The sequence below is a fragment of the Jannaschia pohangensis genome, from assembly GCF_900113875.1.
GTDB classification, from domain to species: Bacteria; Pseudomonadota; Alphaproteobacteria; order Rhodobacterales; family Rhodobacteraceae; genus Jannaschia; species Jannaschia pohangensis.
Genome location: NZ_FORA01000001.1, coordinates 935308 through 952595 on the forward strand (window position 1 = coordinate 935308; position 17288 = coordinate 952595).

Consider the following 17288-nt stretch of genomic DNA (forward strand, 5'->3'; position numbering starts at 1 on the left):
GACATCGGAGCCGCCATGACCACCGACCAGATCATCCTGTTCTCGCTGTTCGGCGGCGTCTTCGTCATGCTGCTGTGGGGACGGTTCCGCTATGACATCGTCGCCTTCTCGGCCCTGCTTCTGGGCGTGATCCTGGGCGTCATCCCCAAGGAAGACGCCTTCTCGGGCTTCGGCCACCCCGCCACGTTGGTGGTGGCGCTCGTCCTCGTGGTGTCGGCGGGCCTCGTGCGGTCGGGGGCGGTCCTTCTGATCACCCGGACGCTGGTCGACAGCAGCCGCGCGCTCTTTGGCCATATCGCGATCATGGGCGGCATCGGCGCGATCCTGTCGGCCTTCATGAACAACGTCGCGGCCCTCGCCCTGCTGATGCCGGTGGATATCGCGACGGCGCGAAAGGCGGGGCGCCTGCCCGGCGCGACGCTGATGCCGCTGTCCTTCGCGACGATCCTGGGCGGCATGATCACCCTGATCGGCACGCCCCCCAACATCATCATCGCGGGCATCCGGCGGGACCAACTGGGCGAATCGTTCTCCATGTTCGACTTCGCGCCCGTCGGCCTTGTCGTGGCCCTCGTCGGCCTTCTCTTTGTGGCAGTGGTCGGCTGGCGCCTGATCCCCGGCGTGGGCGGCGACACGCAGGGCGGCTCGCCCGAGGGGGAGGTGACATATTACGTGGCCGAACTGACCGTCCCCGAGGGGAACAAGCGCATCGGAACGAAGGTCAACGCCCTCTACGACAGCGCAGACGAGACCGGCGTCAACGTCATCGGCCTGATCCGCGACGGCCGCCGCATGTTCGGCAGCGCGCGCCATATCGACCTCGAGGCGGGCGACACCATCCTCCTCGAGGCCGAGCCGGACGCCCTTGACGAATTCCGCGCGAGCGAAGCCTTCGAGTTCTCCGACAACCGCCGCATGACCCTTCTGGAGGCCGCCGAACAGGGCCTGTCGCTGGTCGAGGTCGTCGTGCCCGAAAACAGCCGCATCACCGGTCGCACGTCCCAATCCATCGGCATGGCCTGGCGGATGCGCACGGTGCTGATGGGCATCTCGCGCAAAGGCACGCGCATCACCAACCGCCTGCGCCGCGAAACCGTCAAGACCGGGGACATCCTGCTGCTGCTCGCCCCCACCGAAACGGTCGAGGATCTGGTGTCCTGGCTCGGCGTGCTGCCCCTGGCCGACCGCGGCCTTGCGGTGACCGAGAACAAGAAGATCCTGCCCGCCGCGGGCCTTTTCGCCGGGGCGGTCATCCTGGCGAGCCTCGGCCTCATCGATCTGACCGTGGCCCTGGGCGTGGTGGTTGTGGGATATGTTCTGACCAAGATCGTCCCGCTGCAGGAACTCTATACCCACATCGAATGGCCCGTTGTCGTCCTCCTCGGCTCCATGATCCCGCTTGGCGCAGCCCTCGAGACGTCGGGCGGCACGCAGCTCATCGCGGGGGCGCTGACCGATCTCACGGCGGGGCAACCGGCCTGGGTCGCGCTGCTGGTGCTGATGGTGGTGACGATGACCCTGTCGGATGTTCTCAACAACACGGCCACGGCCATCGTCGCGGCCCCCGTGGGCATCCAGATGGCCCTGACCCTGAACGTGAACCCCGACCCTTTCCTGATGGCCGTCGCCGTCGCCGCCAGCTGCGCCTTCCTCACCCCCATCGGGCACAAGAACAACACCCTGATCCTCGGCCCCGGAGGCTACAAATTCGGAGACTACTGGCGCATGGGCCTGCCGCTGGAGATCATCGTGATCGCGACGGGCGTGCCCGCGATCCTGTTCTTCTGGCCGCTGTAGGCAGGCCGGTCAGGCGGGCGGCACGACGACGCAGCGCGCGATGGCGCGGCTTTCGGTACCCGTGCCGGGGATCAGTTTCTTGGCGATCAGCTCTTTGGCCAACGCGCCTTTGAAGAAAAGTGATCGGAAAAGGGTCGGGTCCAGCCAAAGGTCGGGACCTTCCAGTACGTCGGACGTGACGGCAACTTGGTCGTGATCGAGGATGAAGGGCATCATACCCCTATCCCCAGCGTTCGGATTGGGCCCCGGCCGTACGTTGGTGGAATGCTCCGGGTCAAACCCCCGCTTCAACTCACGAATGTTCAGGAAAAAGAACTCACCTTCGTGAAGGTCTCCGTTCTTCTTCAGCAAGCGCGCGGGATAGAGCTTCGTCCGTCCGATGTCATGATGTCGCAAGACCTCCGCCACCTCGGCAGAGACCGCATCCAAACTGTTCGCTCGAAACATATGCGGCAGCTTCTTTCGATCTTGCTTGGGCGAGTTGCTTTGCATTTCCGGCGGAAACGGATCGGATTCAACATCCGTCCCGTTTCGCAGATCGTCGATCAGCTTCAGCATCGTCTGGGGCTCGGTGTCGAACATTTCTGTTTGAAACTCGTACCGGATGACTGACGAAAAAACATCACTGACCCAAACATCCCCGTTGCGCACCATTCCGATTACCCCTTGCACGATCCCGCCAGCCCAAGCGGTACCGTCAGCGGGGCGGAAGTCAACTTGGCCCCCGACCGCCCTTGCCCCCGCCGCCCGGCCCGCGCATGAAGGCGGCATGGGCGTATTGCGGTTTACCATCCTCGGCTGCGGCTCCTCCGGCGGTGTGCCCCGCCTGGGCGGCCATTGGGGCGATTGCGACCCGTCGAACCCCAGGAACCGACGCCGCCGCTGCTCTCTGCTGGTGGAGCGGGTGGTGGAGGCGGGCACCACGCGGGTTCTGGTCGACACCTCGCCCGACCTGCGCGAGCAATTGCTGGACGCGGGTGTCGGCAATCTGGACGGCGTTGTCTGGACCCATGCCCACGCCGACCACGTCCACGGCATCGACGACCTGCGGATGATCGTCTTCAACCAGCGCGCGCGCCTCGATGTCTGGGCCGACGGGCCGACACAGGCGGCCCTGGACGCGCGCTTCGGCTATGTCTTCGAGACGCCCGAGGGATCGTCCTATCCGCCCATTCTGAACCGCAACCCGCTGGACGGGCCCGCGACGATCACCGGGGCGGGTGGCGCAATCACCTTCAACCCGGTTCCGGTCGGACACGGCGACATGGACGCGCTTGGTCTGCGCATCGGCGATCTGGTCTACATGCCCGACATCAACACCATCCCGCCCGAATCCGAATGGCTGATTTCCGGGTTGAAGGTCTGGATCCTCGACGCGCTGCGCCGCACGCCCCACCCCTCGCACCTGTCGCTGCCCGAGGCGCTGGCCTGGTTCGAACGGATGACGCCCGAGCGCGGGGTCCTGACCAACATGCACGTCGACCTCGATTGGGAGACGGTGAACGCCGAGACGCCGGACCACGTCACCCCCGCCTGGGACGGCATGGTGATCGAGCTTGCCGATGACTGAGGGCGTGGGGGGCCAGCCCCCCAGACCCCCCGGGATATTTGAGCCGAGAAGAAGGGCACAGGGATGCTAGACGTTCTGGCGGTCACCGTTCCCGTCTTCCTCATTATCGGGGCGGGCTATCTGGCCGTCTGGCGGGGGCTCTTCAGCCAGGGGCAGGTCGATGGCCTGATGGTCTTCACGCAACGCTTTGCCATCCCCTGCCTTCTGTTCCTCGCCGTCTCGACGCTGGATCTGGCGCAGGGGTTCGACTGGCGGCTGCTGGTGTCGTATTATTCGGGTGCGATGGCCTGTTTCGTGGCGGGCATCCTGGGCACGCTCTTCTGGCTCAGACGCGGGGCCGAAGACGCGGTGGCCGTGGGCTTTGCCGCCATGTTCGCCAACACCGTGCTTCTGGGCCTGCCGATTGCGGAGCGGGCCTTCGGGGCCGACTCCCTGACTCCGAACTATGCGATCATCGCGCTGAATGCGGCCTTCTGCTATCTGACCGGGATCACGGCGATGGAGCTGGTGCGCGCGGGCGGCGGCGGGTTCCTGCGGGGCGTGACCACGGTCGCCCGGTCGATGTCGCGCAATTCGCTGATGCTTGGCGTGGCGGCGGGGATCGCGGTCAACCTGTCGGGCCTGCCCCTGCCCGGCCCGGCGGACGAGGCGATCCGCCTGATCGCCAGCGCGGCCCTGCCTGCGGCGCTGTTCGGTCTGGGCGGCGTTCTGGTGCAATACAAGCCCGAGGGCGACGCGCGCGGCATCTTCCTGTGCTGCGCCATCGCGCTCATCCTGCATCCGGCCTGGACCTGGGGCATGGGCCGCCTGCTGGGACTGGAGGAAGGCCCGTTCCGCGCCGCCGTCCTGACCGCGGCCATGGCGCCGGGGGTGAACTCGTATCTTTTCGCGGCGATGCACGGCAAGGCGGTGCGGATCAGCGCCTCCTCCGTCCTGATCGGCACGGCGGCCTCGGTCTTCACCGTATCGGGCTGGCTTCTGTTGCTCTGAGCCGTGCGACCAGCCGGGGGCGCGCAGCCAGAGCGGGCCGCTCCACCAGATGCCAGGACAGGACCGCCAGGATCAGGACCGGCCCCGCCGACAGCGCGATATTGGCCAGGGGTGTCATCGGGCCGAAGGCGTGGACCACGACCTGCTGCACCGGAAATGCCCAGATATAGATGCCATAGGAATAGTCGCCCATCCGGTTCCACCGGCGCAGCATCCCGCCCGGTCGATAGGCCAGAAGGGCCGTCCAATAGGCCAGCGCCAGCACGAGCATCTCGGCCGCCCAGGGCATGTCGCGCGACACCAGCGCCAAAGCCAGCAAGGCCAGCCCGACCGGCCAGATCAGCACGATCCGGTCACGCCAGACCCACCCGGCCATGCCCAGGACAAAGGGCAGCGACAGCCCGTGAAACAGGCCAAGCCTGCCGTCAAATCCGACCGCTGCACCGCCCAGATAGAACACCGCGTAGGCGGCAAAGACCGCCCCCATCCGCCCCGTGATCCACCCCGCGACCCCGAGGGCAAGGACCAGCGCATAACAGGCCGCCTCGTGAAACAGGGTCCAGAGCGAGCCGTTGATCGCCTCGGGATAGGGCGCGGTCCGGAACACGCCCGGCAGGTCATATTGCAGAAGGGCCAGAGACAGGTTGCGCGGCAGATAGGTCCAGGTCAGAGGGTCCGCCACGTAGGCGCGGGGCGACAGGTCGGTCAGCCAAGGCCCGAGGATCACCACCGTGGCCAGCAACACGACCAGAAGTGCCGGAAACAGGCGCAGCACGCGCGCGGCGACAAAATCGGCCACCTGCGGCCTGCGCACCCAACTGCCGGTGATCAGGAACCCCGAGGCCACGAAAAACACGGTGACCGCAACCGCGCCCAGACTGTGCCCGATCAGACCTTCGAGCGGCTCCATCGTGCCGCGCCCCGACGCCAGCGGCCAGGCATGGCTCACCAGAACGGCAAAGGCCGCCACGAAACGCAGCAGGTTCAGGTTGTTGTCGCGCCCTTCGGACGCCTCGGCCAGTCGCATCAGATGCCCCGTTCAATCGGCATCCCCCGCCAGAACGGATGTCAGGCGCGACCGTGTCGATCAAGGGGGCGCAGGCGCAGGACGGGTGACCTGTTGCCGCCGCGCTCAGCCGTCGATGTCGGCAAAGGCCATGTCGTCGTCCACCCGTGCGACCGTCGCGGGCCAGGCCGGCTTGCGCGCCAGAAAATCCTTGTCGAGTTCCCAAGACACGAACAATGGCACGATCTCGCCCTCGGGGGCGGCCGACACGTCATCCTCTGCATAGGTCTCGCCACCCATCCCTTCGGGCCGCGCGACCGGGCGCATCGAAGTGTGCAGACCGTTGCAGAACGGCTGACTGCGGACCCATCGGCGCATATCCTCGCGCTTGCGGCCAGAATGGAACGGCCCCCAGTCGGCGGCGACACCGCGCATCCCCTGTGACACGACACCGTCGCGCGGAACCGTCACGTTCAAGATCCGCACCGCGCAAGACATGTTGAGCGCCCCGTCCTTGAGCGCATCGCCCGTGCGCGCCTGGCAGCCATAACCCCGGGCAGTCGCGGGCAGGATCTGGACCAGACCGTACCACAGGCCACCGCCGCCGACGGCATTGGGCCGATAGGTGCTCTCGTGCTTGGCCAGCGTCGACAGAAGGCCGGCCCAGAACGCCTTACGCTCCCAGTCCGAGCCGCCGACATAGGCCGGGCACCACTCACCGATGTCGCGCGGCTCCGTGTCGATCAGGCGCTGGCCGTGGCTTTCAAGGGCCTGCATCGCAGCGCGGGTCCAGCGGGTCGATCCGCGAACGTGGTCCCACCGAAGATCGGGCAGCGGTTCGACCCGCGGACGCGCGGTCGGGCGCACCGATGCGACGGGCGCAAAGGTCAGCGGGGCGGGCTGCTCCAGGGTCATCGAACTGGGTACGGTCGTCAGGGTCGGAGCGGCGGTTTCGGCCAGAATTGGCGCCGTTCCCATCACTGTGCAAACCGCGGCCAATGCCGCGGCGCGGGCCCGGCGGAGCAACCGATTCGTCATTTAGCATACCCCCCGGGGTCTTCAGCAGAACTCTTCAAAAACGCCATAAGTGGTGGCCAGGTCCCCCCGGTAACCCCACAAATGGTAGGTTGCATCTTACGGTCCGGGTGGCAGCCCGGGCGTCACAACCTGCGGCGTGGTACCAGACCGGGCGCAAATCTCAAACCGCACCCCCCCGGAATGGGCGGGATTCGGCCAGCGTCAGAGCGCAAATCGGCGGAAAGTGCAATGAAAACAGGGGTCGGAGACAATAAGGGGGGCAGGTTTCCCTGCCCCCCCCGATCCTGCATCCGGGTCCCCGCGACACGAGGTACGTCGCCCGCGCGGACCTCTGGATGCGTCCGGATCAGAAGCCGACGACGAGCGAGACGCCGACGGTGTTGTCGGTGGACCGCAGGCCCGGCAGCGGGTCGGACGAATAGTCGGTCCGATAGCTGATCCGGGTCGAGAACGTATCCGACATCTTGAAGTTGACGCCGAAATCGTTGGTCACGACCGTATCGGCCGAAGACGACAGGATGTCGGTGTCATTGGTCAGCGAGACGGTGTCGTTGATGCCGTAGAAGAAGCGCGACGACGCGATCCCGGCGGCTTCCGTCTCGTCGTTGCCGAGCTGGTCCTCGATGTAGCGAACACCGGGGCCCGCCTGAACGCGCCAGGCCATCTGGCTGGTGTTCACGATGCGGTAGCCCAGACCGCCGCCCAGGAAGGCGTCACGTTCGTTGGTATCGAAACCGTCGTATTCGAACCGGCCGGTGCCGAAGGCATAGAGCTGCTGGTTGAAATAGCGGCTGCCCTCGTAGATCGCGAAGAACTCTTCCTCGTTCTGCACGCCATTGGCTTCGCCGTATTCGCCGGCGAACCCGATCAGGTGGTTCCAGTCGCCGACGCCATAGGTCAGGCGGCCCGCGAACGACAACTCGCCGGTATCGGTGTTGCCCGACGCGCCGGACGCGGTCAGCGCGGCGGAACCGCGAAGGCCCTGCACGACGCCGTTGGGGCTGAAGCGCTCGCTGTCGTCGCCACGGGCCAGGTCGTCGCGGGCGTCGTCGGTGATGTCGTCGATGCGGTCGTCAAGGCGGTCGATGCCGATCAAACCGTCCTGCGCGAAGACCGGCAGGGCAACGGTGGTGGCCAGAACGGCGGCCAGGGTCATGATCTTTTTCACGGGGAATTCCTCTCCCATAAGGTGTTCCGTCCACGAAGCGCGGTCGGGAGCATCTCTGCTGAGCCAGCAGATAGGGAGCGATCATCCAAAAGAGAAATTCAAAATAACGCGGTATGGCGTGAGTTTCACTTATGAAAGATCAAGTGACTGGATCCAAAGGTTTCCACCTCGTGATCCTCGCTGATCAGCGCCAACTCGCTCAGGACATCACTTTGCGACCGGTCTATTTCAGCCACGACCGTGGTCAGCGCGGCCGCCGCCTGTGCCGCCAGCGTCTCGTCCACGTCCTCGCGCCACACCACCCAGGCCGGATAGTGGAACGTCGGCGCATCCGCCACCAAGTGCAGGACCCCGGCATCGAGCGCGCGCTTGGCGTAGCGCGCGGGCACATAGCCGGCCAGCCCCCGGTTGGCGATGAAATCCGCCGCCAGCGCGCCCAGCGTCAGCGACACGCCGGAGTTGCACAAGTCCGGCAGTTTGATCGCGTGGGCCTGCGTGAACTCGGCCCCCCAGTCGACATAGACGTAACGCGCCGCGACCTGCGCCATCTCGGGCCGCGCCCATCCCGCCACCAGGATCAGCTCGTCTGCCAGCAGTTCTTCCACCCGCAAACCCGGACGCATCTGCGGCGTGTACATCAGCGCCGTCTGCACCACCCCCTCAACCAGGAACCGCGTCAGGCGGTCGGGCATCCCGATCTCGGCATGCAGGCTGAGGTCCGGCACGTCGCGGCGCAGGGCGTCGATCCACCGAAATCCCAGGCGCGGCCAGAGCGAGTATTGCGCCCCGATGGTCAGGCTGCGGGAGAACCCGTCGGGAATGGCGATCTGCTGACGCGCCTCGGCCCAGATCTTCACCATGCTCAGCGCATACCGCTCGAACTCCTTGCCGGCGGGCGTCAACTCCGCACCGGCCTTCGAGCGCGTGAACAACGGATGGCCCAGCGCCTCCTCCAGTCGCTGCACCCGCAGGCTGACGGCGGATTGCGTCACGAAAAGGCGCGCGGACGCCGAAACGAACGACCCCGTGGCCGAAACTTCGAGGAATGTGCGGATAAGCGTGATGTCCATGACGGATCTATGCGCCGGGTCGCGGGGCCGGGCAACACAAACGGGCGCCCCCTCAACGAAAAAGGCCGCAGCGCGGGGCTGCGGCCTTGGGCCATGGGTCTTTCGGCGTGCCTGCCGATGTCATTGCGCGTCGTCGCCGCCCGACACCGCGCGCCCGACCAATCGGCCGGCACCCACGACGCCCTTGGCGCCCGTCTTCACGACCGTTCCCGTCACGTCCACGGTATTGTCGATCACCTGCCCGGCCGAGCAGCCACCCAGGGCGAATGTCGCCAGAATCAGGGCTGCGACGACGTTTTTTGCATTCAGGTTCATGGCGTTGCTCACTTTCGTCCGCGTCGCGTTGCACGTCGACCCGCCGGGGGGCGACGGCCCCCGGGTTTGCGGCGGCGCGGGGCTCCGGCGGGATCCCTTCATCGCCTCTCGACATTACCCGCGCTGCATCCCCAAGCATAACGAATAGGAATTGGCTTTAACGTGCGTATAGCTCATCTAAAACGCCGCCGCCCTGCGCCACCCTATGCTTGCCCCCGCCCCGCCCGCGCCGTAAACCGCTGGCCAACACCGTTTGCACGCCCGGAGGCCCCATGCTCGACGTGACCGCACCCACCCCGAAACCGCGCGTCATCGCGGGCGAAAAGCAAGACTGGGAACTCGTCATCGGGATGGAGGTCCACGCCCAGGTCGCCTCAAAAGCCAAGCTCTTCTCGGGTGCCTCCACCGCCTTTGGGGCCGAACCCAATTCCAACGTGGCCTTCGTGGACGCGGGCATGCCCGGGATGCTGCCCGTCATCAACGAATTCTGCGTGGAACAGGCGGTGCGCACCGGCCTCGGCCTCAACGCCGAAATCCACCTGACGTCCGCCTTCGACCGCAAGAACTACTTCTATCCTGACCTGCCGCAGGGCTACCAGATCAGCCAGCTCTACCACCCCATCGTGGGCGAGGGCGAGGTGCTGGTCGAACTGGGCGACGGCACCGCGCGCGTGGTCCGCATCGAACGCATCCACCTAGAACAGGACGCGGGCAAGTCGATCCACGACATGGACCCGTCGATGTCCTTCGTCGACCTCAACCGCACCGGCGTCGCCCTGATGGAGATCGTCTCCCGCCCCGACATCCGCGGCCCCGAAGAAGCCGCCGCTTACGTCACCAAGCTGCGCCAGATCATGCGCTACCTCGGCACCTGCGACGGCAACATGCAGTCGGGCAACCTGCGCGCCGACGTCAACGTCTCGGTCTGCCGCCCCGGCCAATACGAGAAATACCAGGAAACGCAGGATTTCGGCCATCTCGGCATCCGCTGCGAGATCAAGAACATGAACTCCCTGCGCTTCATCCAAGCCGCCATCGAGGTCGAGGCCCGCCGCCAGATCGCCATCCTCGAATCCGGCGGCAGCGTCACCCAGGAAACCCGCCTCTACGACCCCGACAAGGGCGAAACCCGCTCCATGCGCTCCAAGGAAGAGGCCCATGACTACCGCTATTTCCCCGATCCCGACCTTCTGCCGCTGGAGATCGAGCAGGCCTGGGTCGACGGCATCGCCGCCACGCTCCCCGAACTCCCCGACGCCAAGAAGGCCCGCTTCATCGCCGACTTCGGCCTGTCGGACTATGACGCATCGGTCCTGACCGCCGACACCGAGGCCGCCACCTATTTCGAGGCCGTGGCCGCCGCCTCCGCCAACGGCAAGGCCTCGGCCAACTGGGTCATCAACAACCTCTTCGGCAAGCTCAAGGAAGACGAAAAGGACATCTCCGACAGCCCCGTCTCCCCGGCGCAACTGGGCGGCATCATCCGCCTGATCGACGCGGGCGACATCTCGGGCAAGATCGCCAAGGACCTGTTCGACATCGTCTATGCCGAAGGCGGCGACCCCGCCGTTCTGGTCGAGGAGCGCGGCATGAAACAGGTGACCGACACCGCCGCGATCGAGGCCGCCGTCGACGCCATCATCGCCGCCAACCCCGACCAGGTGGAAAAGGCCAAGGCCAACCCCAAACTGGCCGGCTGGTTCGTGGGCCAGACGATGAAAGCCATGGGCGGCAAGGGCAACCCCAAGGCCATCAACGATATCGTGGCGGCGAAACTGGCAAGCTGACCTTCGGGCGGCGTTCACCCCGCCGCCCCTGTCCGCCCCACCCGTAGGGCGGGGTTCACCCCGCCATCCGCGCACAATTCACCCGTTGCCCCACGGCATCGACCGCCCCTAAGGTCGGGGAAACCCTCCCCGACCCAAAGGCCCGATGCCCGCAATCTCTGTTCCCCTCGTGGCCGCTTCGGTCAAACTCCTTGCCGCGGCTCTTGCTTTCGCGGAGGCCCCCGGCCTCAAATCCGGCCATTCCGTCTACGACGCCGCGACGAAGCTGCTGAAGGCCAAGCCCAAGAGGCTGACCGCCCTCGCGGGCGACCTGACGCACGCCGCCGAAACCCTCTTTGCCGATTTTCCCGACACGCCTCCGGACGCCGCCGCGCTGTTCTCGCAAATGGTCGAGGCGACCCTGCCCGACGCCCCGGCCCTCGCCAAAGCCAAACTCGATCCGGCGACGGCCTGCGACGCCATGCTCGGGAAACTGACCGACCCGGAACACCTCCGCGCGCCCATGCCGGACCTTTTCCGCGATCTCGTCACCCCGACGCTAACGGCCATGCTCGGCAACAGGGACGTCATCGCCGACATCGAACCCGCCCTCTGGGCCGAAGTCCTGCAAACCGGCAACCGGATCGACGAAACCACCACCGACACGAACCAACGTGTTCGGGAGCTTCAGGCCGACATGACGGCCAAGATAGACCGCCTGATCGCGGAAAAGGAACAGGTCGCCCGCGACCTTCACATCAAGGAGGGCATGCTGATCGGATTGGCGCGCAACTATGCCCAAAACGCCTCGGATTTCGAAAGCGCCCTCGCGGGTCTCCAACTGGCCCTGGAAACGGCCGCGAGGCAACAGGCCCGCAACGCCTTGCCCTCAAATCTGGGGGAAGCCGTGGACAGCGTTATCGCCAAGGTGGACGACCTCAACGACCAAGACCAGATGGCAGCCGCTGACGATCTGCTGCGCGCGGAAATGAACCGCCTCGATGCCGAAATCGAAGAACGCAAGGCCGTGCAGAGCCGGATCATCGACAAGGCCATCGCACAGGCGATCTATCAGGCCGACGCCGATGCGTTGGCCGACCGGACCCTCCGACGCATTCAATTGGACGGCCCGTCCCGGGAGGATCAGTTCAAGCGGCTCCGCCATGAGGTGCTTAGACGCTACAACGAGGGGCTGCGAACCGGTGTCCCTTTCGTGCTCAACGCCGCCATCGGCCTTGCACGTCGCTGCATCGACATCGCGCCAACGCCATATCTCGAGGCAATGGCTCAGAATGACCTTGCCAATGCCCTCCAGACCAAAGGTACCCGCACCGAAGGCCCAGAAGGCGCGAAGCTGCTGGCCGAGGCCGTAACCGCCTTTCGCGCGAGCTTTGATGTCTGCACCCGCATGGACCATCCCGTGGAATGGGCCGTGACCCAAAACAACCTCGCCATCTCCCTCCGCAACCAAGGTATCCGCACCGACGGGCTCGCAGGCGCGGAGCTGCTTGCAGACGCCGTCACCGCCTATCGCGCCGCCCTCGAGGTCTCCACCCGCACGGACCATCCCGTGGAATGGGCCGTGACCCAAAACAACCTCGCCGGTGCACTCCAATCCCAAGGTACCCGCACCGAAGGCCCAGCAGGCGCAAAGCTGCTGGCCGAGGCCGTAACTGCCTGTCGCGCCGCCTTGGAGGTCTACACCCGCACGGACCATCCCGTGGAATGGGCCATGACCCAGAACAATCTCGCCATCTCCCTCCGCAACCAAGGTATCCGCACCGACGGGCTCGCAGGCGCGGAGCTGCTGGCTGAAGCCGTGGCCGCTTTTCGCGCCGCCCTTGAGGTCCGGACCCGCGCGAACCATCCCGTGCAATGGGCCCAGACGCAGAACAACCTCGCCAACGCGCTGAGTGACCAAGGCAACCGCACCGAAGGCCCAGCAGGCGCGGACCTGCTGGCCGAGGCCGTCACCGCCTGTCGGGCCGCCCTCGAGGTCCGCACGCGCGCGGACCATCCAGCGGACTGGGCCGGGACCCACCACAACCTCGCCCTCGCCCTCCTGTCCCGCGCCGACCACGACACGACCACCGACCCCCGCCCGGACCTGACCGAGGCACTCGCCGCCGTGGAGGCCGCGCTCACCGTCTTCGACCCGGTCAACATGTCCTTCAACCACACCGAAGCCACCCGCCTGCGCGACGCCATCAAAACCCGACTCGACGCCCTCCCCCCGCGTTAACCTGTTCCCCCTTCACCCCCGCCCGGCGTCAGAAAGTATGTACGGGGGGTGTACAGGGGGTGTACGCGGGGTGACCTGCGTTTTAACCATAAAATCAAGGGCAATGCGGTCGGTTTCGGGCCATTGTTCACACCCTGTCAGGAATAGTTAAAATTCCGCAGGTCCGACACATCCCCGTCCCTGCCCGTCCACATTTCGGCCATCTCGACTCGGGACACAGAGGGCATGAAACACGCTGCTTTTCCCTCTGACGTGGCCTACGAATACGAGGCCGTCCCCGCCCCCACCAAAGCCGAACGGCGTCCCGGTCTCAAGACCGACGGCGAGCGTCTCGCCTTTGCCCTGTCGGAGATCCTGAACATCATGGCCGAAGACGGATGGGATTATATCCGCTCCGACACCTTCAGCACCGAAAGCTGGACCGACGTCACCGGAACGGCCGAGAAAAGCCAGACAATTCTGATCTTTCGCCGCCCCCTGACCTATGAAGCCGTGCCCGAGATCGCGCCGGCGCCCCGCGCCGCGGCCCCCAACACGCCCAAACCCGAAGCCAAGCCGCTCCTCCTGACCGAGCCGACCCTGGCCCCCGGAACGGTGAACCTGCCGTCCGATTGGTGACCTTCACGGGCGCGGAAAACTCCCCGGAATTTCCCCGCGCCCGCCACGAATAAACCACAAAATCCTGTTTCCCGCTCGGCAACAGGGCGTTTCCGCTATCCACAGGGACAATCCCGCCACAGCGCGATAGACTGTTCCCATCATGGACGAGACGCCTGACCCTCCGCCGCATCAGACCTTTGAATACAGGGTCGTGCCTGCGCCCCGCAAAGGCGAGAAGGCCAAGGGCGTGCGCTCCGGCGAGGCGCGCTTCGCCCTCGCCATGTCCCGCCTTTTCAATCACATGGGCGCCCAGGGGTGGGAGTTCGTGCGGGCCGACACCTTGCCGTCCGAGGAACGTGTCGGGCTGACCGGGACGGAATTGCGCTACCACGCGCTGCTCGTCTTCCGCCGCGCCACTGCCCCCGTCGCCCCGCAGATCATCCAGCAGGTCATCGAGGCCCCCAAGGCCCCCCTGCGCCTGTCGGCCCCCCTGCCCGAATGGCAGGGATTCGAGGATCAGGACGTGATGGACGCTCAGGTCATCGACATCCTGACCGCCCGCAAACGCCCGCTCGCCGCCGAATAACCTCAGGCCCCGTCGGACAATTCCATCGACAGCGCATGGATTCGACCCATGGCATCGCCCAGGGCCGCATGCACAGCCCGATGCCGCGCCAGCCGCGACTGACCCGCAAACCGCTCCGACACGATGACGACATGCCAGTGGCTTTCGCCCGTGCCGTCGTCCCCGGCGTGACCGGCATGTTTCGCGCTTTCGTTGCGAACCTCCAAGTGACTGGGATTCAAGGCCTTCTTCAGACGATCTTCCAGGATTGACTGCATCTGCATGATTTTTCCTCCCGAGGCCTTCCCTCTGCCGTGGCAATGACTAAACTCTGTCGCCTCAGGCTGGAAGGGCAACGCATGACCAAAAGTGATCCGTTCAATTTCGACATGCGTGTTTCCACCGCCAAGAAGCGCAATCCGCGCGGCAAACGCGGCATGTCGGGCGCGGTCGAGACATCGACACGCCTGTGCGAACACGAAGGCTGTCAGGAGGGCGGGAAGTACCGCGCCCCCAAGAGCCGCGACTCCAAGGATGACTTCTACTGGTTCTGCAAGGACCATGTGCGCGAATACAATCTGAAGTGGAACTTTTTCGACGGCGCGACCGAGGCGGAACTAGCCAAACAGGAAGCGGCGGACCAGTCGCCGACCCGACCGTTCCGCAAGACGGTCGAGGAACGCGCCTGGGCCCGTCTGGGCGTCGAGGATGCCCATCAGGTTCTGGGCGGCAATGCCACCCGCAATCCGGGTCGCGGCGTAATCGGGCGCAAGCTGCCCCCGACCGAACGCAAGGCGCTGGATATCCTCGAGGCCAAGGACGATTGGGACAAGGCGGCGATCCGCAAGTCATACAAATCGCTCATCAAGGTGCTGCATCCCGACATGAACGGCGGCGACCGCAGCCAGGAAGAGCAACTGAGCGAAGTCGTCTGGGCCTGGGATCAGCTGAAGGACAGCCGGAACTTCAAGTAGGCCCGCCGCTCAGGCATCGCCGCTGCGGTCCTTCCAATCCTGCAACTGGTCCCGAAGCCCATGCAAGGGGTCGGGTCGGTAGGGGCGGAAGCCCGCGCCCTTGGCCTCGAAGGCCCATCGGGTCCGGGCCGGGATGCTGACAGCTGTCAAATCGGGGACCGGATCGCGCGAGGCGCCGAAGCGGCGCATCAGCTGTGCAAAGGTCCCGCCCGAAGGTTTCGAGTGATTGTGGAGCGGGGCAATGGGGTCGAATTCGGCCCGAAGCCGGGATTCGGCCAGACCGTCGAAGGACAGGCCAAGCTCGCGCGCCCCCTCCATCAGCCAATCAAGGGTCATCGCACTCAGCCCCGTGATATCCCCGCCGCCCCCGACCGACCCGTGGTCGCCCGCGAAATACTCCTCGCGGTAGGGGCGTTCGGGCCGTCCCGCGTTCAGTTCGGCAAGGTTCGTCCAGAGTGTCGGGCGGAACGCCTTGCGCCGCTCGTCCAGGGCGACGGCATGGCGCGCGGCGCGGACCATCGGGCTGAGGTCGGTATCGTGGAAGGAATAGCGCTTGTTGAAGATCGGGGCCGCCGTCAGGTGGCCCGGCACGCCCAGGGCCCCCACCGTGTCCCACACTCCCAGATAGGCCAGGCGAAACGGCTCGGCCAGGTCGGCCCCGAACTCGGCATAGACATCGGCGTCATCCGGGTCGGTCATCAGATGCGGCGAATGGATCGCCCGCCATTCGGCATTGCGACGCTGGCGGCGCTCGGCTGTTTCGAAGCGGCGCTCGGTGTAGCGGGCCACCGCCTCGGGCAGGCTGGCCAGATCGGACCGGGCCAGAAGACCGCTGAACCGGATGAACCCGACAAGGGAGCGGGCCGTGAAGGCCCCGCGCGAAAATCCGAAGACAAAGACCTCGTCCCCCGGTTCGTGCAGGAAGACGAGATGGCGATAGGCCTCGACCATGTTGTCCATCAGGCCCAGGCCCAGAGCCCCGCCCAGAACCCGGTCGACGCCCCGCGAAAACCGCGTGACGCCGCGACGCCCCGTCCCCACCCCTTCGATATAAAGGGGCACCTGCGGGATGTCGTCGCTGTCGACGGGCATCAGCGCCTGACCCAGGCGCACCACATTCGTGGGATGGTCCGACTCGGGCCGGTTCCAGGTTCCGTCGCACAAGATGACGATACGTTTCATCGGCTCCCCCATGACTGACGTAGGGGCAGCTTGCCACAACAGGCCCCAAAGACCGACAGAAAACCGACGCGGTCAGCGCTGCAAGAGCACCAGGGAAATGGCGAAGGCGGCGAGCGGCAGGACGATCAGGGCAGTCCAGCGCAGCCAGCCCGCCCTTTGTGAAAAGGCACGGTCGCGTGGGAAGATCCGGGCTTCGGCGGCGCTCAGGACGTGATCGGGAGGCACCACATCGCGGCCCGCCGTCAGGGGGACCAGATCGGCGACCCATTCGGCATGCAGGGTCGCGAGGACAGGGTGCTGTTTCAGACGGCGCGCAAAGAGGGCGGCCTCGGCCGGGGACAGCAGGCCAAGGACGAACTCGGCGGCGATGACCTCGTCGGCGATCGTGGTGCGATCTTCGTCTTCGGGCACGGGGCCGTGGGTTTCCCTCATCCGTGCAAGTCCGCACGCAGCCACAGGATCGCGTCACGCAGACCGTCGCCCAACACATCCGGCGACAGATCGAAGCGGGCCGAAAGCTCGCGCAGCGTCTCGCCCTCCAGATAGGCGCGGCGCAGGGCTTCGGAGTGGACGGGGTCCAGCCCGTCCAGACTGTCCAGGATGGCTGCGGCATGGTGGCGCGCCAGACGGTTGCCCGCAGGGCCGGGCGGCAGGCTGGACAGGGCGTCATCGGCCTCTGCACGCCCGGCCCTTGCGGCGGCACGGCGCCCGCGCAACAGGTCGGTGCAATGATTGCGCGCCACGGTCAGCATCCAGAGCAACGGGTCGAGCCCGACAGCCCGAAACTGCACCGGATCGCGCCCGATCCGGACAAGGATATCCTCAAGCGCCGCCTCGGCCGCGCCCCGATTGCCCAAGAGTCGCAGACAGACGCCGAACAGCCGCGGCGCGGTCGCCTCATAGAGGCGCGCCAGCGCGGCACGGTCGCCATCACCTATTTCCACCAGCCAGGTCTCGAGGGTCCGTTGCGTCGCCATGCCTCCGGCTGCCACGAAATTTGCGGTC

At 66.0% G+C, this 17288-nt stretch carries 18 protein-coding genes; 8 read left to right on the plus strand and 10 right to left on the minus strand.

What is annotated here, in order from left to right; genetic code table 11:
- The first annotated feature begins 15 nt into the window (after positions 1 to 15).
- A complete protein-coding gene (locus BM002_RS04630; protein WP_092777741.1) occupies positions 16 to 1797 on the plus strand; it encodes an SLC13 family permease in 1782 nt (593 codons plus the stop codon).
- 9 nt (positions 1798 to 1806) lie between these two features.
- On the opposite strand, the gene BM002_RS04635 is transcribed toward BM002_RS04630, so the two are convergent.
- The gene (locus tag BM002_RS04635) at positions 1807 to 2379 is read right to left on the minus strand and encodes a hypothetical protein (RefSeq protein WP_092777743.1); all 573 of its coding nucleotides are present in this window, start codon (positions 2377 to 2379) and stop codon (positions 1807 to 1809) included.
- A gap of 187 nt (positions 2380 to 2566) precedes the next feature.
- On the opposite strand from BM002_RS04635, the gene BM002_RS04640 reads away from it, so the two are divergent.
- Both BM002_RS04640 and BM002_RS04645 read left to right on the plus strand, forming a co-directional pair.
- Complete coding sequence (locus BM002_RS04640; protein WP_092777745.1) at positions 2567 to 3367, plus strand: MBL fold metallo-hydrolase; 801 nt, start codon at positions 2567 to 2569, stop codon at positions 3365 to 3367.
- A gap of 63 nt (positions 3368 to 3430) precedes the next feature.
- Entirely contained in the window at positions 3431 to 4357 is a 927-nt protein-coding gene (locus BM002_RS04645; protein ID WP_092777747.1) for an AEC family transporter, read from the plus strand.
- Here the strand turns inward: BM002_RS04645 and BM002_RS04650 are convergent.
- From BM002_RS04650 to BM002_RS04670, 5 genes are all read right to left on the minus strand, one after another.
- Positions 4326 to 5384, minus strand: coding sequence for an acyltransferase family protein (locus BM002_RS04650; RefSeq protein ID WP_092777749.1), 1059 nt, complete (start codon positions 5382 to 5384; stop codon positions 4326 to 4328). The two genes, BM002_RS04645 and BM002_RS04650, sit on opposite strands and share 32 nt — an antisense overlap.
- Positions 5385 to 5489: 105 nt before the next feature.
- Entirely contained in the window at positions 5490 to 6341 is an 852-nt protein-coding gene (locus tag BM002_RS04655; protein ID WP_092777751.1) for a transglycosylase SLT domain-containing protein, read from the minus strand.
- A gap of 406 nt (positions 6342 to 6747) precedes the next feature.
- A complete protein-coding gene (locus BM002_RS04660) occupies positions 6748 to 7569 on the minus strand; it encodes a DUF481 domain-containing protein (protein ID WP_245749122.1) in 822 nt (273 codons plus the stop codon).
- A 125-nt stretch (positions 7570 to 7694) separates the two neighbouring features.
- On the minus strand, positions 7695 to 8639 hold the full coding sequence (locus tag BM002_RS04665) for a LysR family transcriptional regulator (RefSeq protein ID WP_092777756.1): 945 nt from the start codon (positions 8637 to 8639) through the stop codon (positions 7695 to 7697).
- Positions 8640 to 8759: 120 nt separating this feature from the next.
- Positions 8760 to 8966: a hypothetical protein gene (locus BM002_RS04670; RefSeq protein ID WP_245749123.1), complete on the minus strand. Its 207-nt coding sequence runs from the start codon at positions 8964 to 8966 to the stop codon at positions 8760 to 8762.
- Positions 8967 to 9226: 260 nt separating this feature from the next.
- On the opposite strand from BM002_RS04670, the gene gatB reads away from it, so the two are divergent.
- From gatB to BM002_RS04690, 4 genes are all read left to right on the plus strand, one after another.
- The gene (gatB, locus tag BM002_RS04675; RefSeq protein ID WP_092777760.1) at positions 9227 to 10741 is read left to right on the plus strand and encodes an Asp-tRNA(Asn)/Glu-tRNA(Gln) amidotransferase subunit GatB; all 1515 of its coding nucleotides are present in this window, start codon (positions 9227 to 9229) and stop codon (positions 10739 to 10741) included.
- A 145-nt stretch (positions 10742 to 10886) separates the two neighbouring features.
- Positions 10887 to 12962: a tetratricopeptide repeat protein gene (locus BM002_RS04680; RefSeq protein ID WP_092777762.1), complete on the plus strand. Its 2076-nt coding sequence runs from the start codon at positions 10887 to 10889 to the stop codon at positions 12960 to 12962.
- Between the two features lie 225 nt (positions 12963 to 13187).
- Positions 13188 to 13580, plus strand: coding sequence for a DOMON domain-containing protein (locus tag BM002_RS04685; RefSeq protein ID WP_092777764.1), 393 nt, complete (start codon positions 13188 to 13190; stop codon positions 13578 to 13580).
- A 142-nt stretch (positions 13581 to 13722) separates the two neighbouring features.
- The gene (locus BM002_RS04690; RefSeq protein WP_092777766.1) at positions 13723 to 14148 is read left to right on the plus strand and encodes a DUF4177 domain-containing protein; all 426 of its coding nucleotides are present in this window, start codon (positions 13723 to 13725) and stop codon (positions 14146 to 14148) included.
- A gap of 2 nt (positions 14149 to 14150) precedes the next feature.
- Here the strand turns inward: BM002_RS04690 and BM002_RS04695 are convergent, their stop codons facing one another.
- The gene (locus tag BM002_RS04695) at positions 14151 to 14411 is read right to left on the minus strand and encodes a BolA family protein (protein WP_092777768.1); all 261 of its coding nucleotides are present in this window, start codon (positions 14409 to 14411) and stop codon (positions 14151 to 14153) included.
- A gap of 75 nt (positions 14412 to 14486) precedes the next feature.
- Between BM002_RS04695 and BM002_RS04700 the strand changes: the two genes are divergently transcribed.
- Positions 14487 to 15101 carry a J domain-containing protein gene (locus BM002_RS04700; protein ID WP_092777770.1) on the plus strand — a complete coding sequence of 205 codons (615 nt, stop codon included), beginning with the start codon at positions 14487 to 14489 and terminating at the stop codon, positions 15099 to 15101.
- Between the two features lie 9 nt (positions 15102 to 15110).
- On the opposite strand, the gene BM002_RS04705 is transcribed toward BM002_RS04700, so the two are convergent.
- The 3 genes from BM002_RS04705 to BM002_RS04715 all read right to left on the minus strand — a co-directional run bounded on the left by BM002_RS04705 (position 15111) and on the right by BM002_RS04715 (position 17260).
- Positions 15111 to 16283, minus strand: coding sequence for a DUF2235 domain-containing protein (locus tag BM002_RS04705; protein WP_175484799.1), 1173 nt, complete (start codon positions 16281 to 16283; stop codon positions 15111 to 15113).
- 72 nt (positions 16284 to 16355) lie between these two features.
- The gene (locus tag BM002_RS04710) at positions 16356 to 16715 is read right to left on the minus strand and encodes a hypothetical protein (RefSeq protein ID WP_092777774.1); all 360 of its coding nucleotides are present in this window, start codon (positions 16713 to 16715) and stop codon (positions 16356 to 16358) included.
- Positions 16712 to 17260 (minus strand): sigma factor, encoded by a 549-nt coding sequence (locus tag BM002_RS04715; protein ID WP_175484800.1) that lies wholly within the window; start codon positions 17258 to 17260, stop codon positions 16712 to 16714. The genes BM002_RS04710 and BM002_RS04715 overlap by 4 nt, the downstream gene beginning before the upstream one ends.
- Positions 17261 to 17288: the final 28 nt, after the last annotated feature.